1 protein-coding gene is annotated in these 549 nt (G+C 51.5%); it reads right to left on the reverse strand.

The window, feature by feature from the left end; genetic code table 11:
* Positions 1-235: translation elongation factor Ts (gene tsf / locus WH277_RS02445; RefSeq protein ID WP_339504211.1), on the reverse strand; the 235-nt coding region annotated here is incomplete at its 3' end.
* Positions 236-549: the final 314 nt, after the last annotated feature.

Raw genomic sequence — 549 nt, forward strand, 5'->3', positions numbered from 1 at the left:
GGCAGTTAACTTCCAGAATCACTGCGTAGTTGCCGTCGATCTTAGTTTTGATCACGCCGTCAGCAGCAACGTTACCTGCTTTCTTAGCGGCTTTGATCGCGCCAGATTTACGCATGTTCTCGATCGCCAGCTCGATGTCGCCGTTGGCTTCGGTCAGTGCTTTTTTACAGTCCATCATGCCAGCGCCAGTGCGCTCGCGCAGTTCTTTTACCAGAGCAGCGGTAATATCAGCCATTCTCTAATCCTCGGTTAGCTTGCATCTGCCAGCTCGCCTTGCGGCGTTCGCTTGAGATGCCTGGTCTCGGGAGAAACATTCTGCCCCGCCGAATTTTCCTTCATCTTTCCAGCCGCAGATGCGTTGGCTGTCTTCGGTCCCTCCAGTCACTTACTGATGTAAGCTCCCGGACAGCCCTCAGTTGCCACCTTCCTGCAACGTGAAATCTATCGGATAAATATGACAAACGGCGAAGCGAAGTCGAAAAAATAAAGGGGCCAATTAAGGCCCCTTCCTTACAGATTCACATCTGATGTACAAGGGCTCTCTAAAGA

It is taken from the genome of Erwinia sp. MYb416, from assembly GCF_037479575.1.
GTDB lineage: Bacteria > Pseudomonadota > Gammaproteobacteria > Enterobacterales > Enterobacteriaceae > Erwinia > Erwinia rhapontici.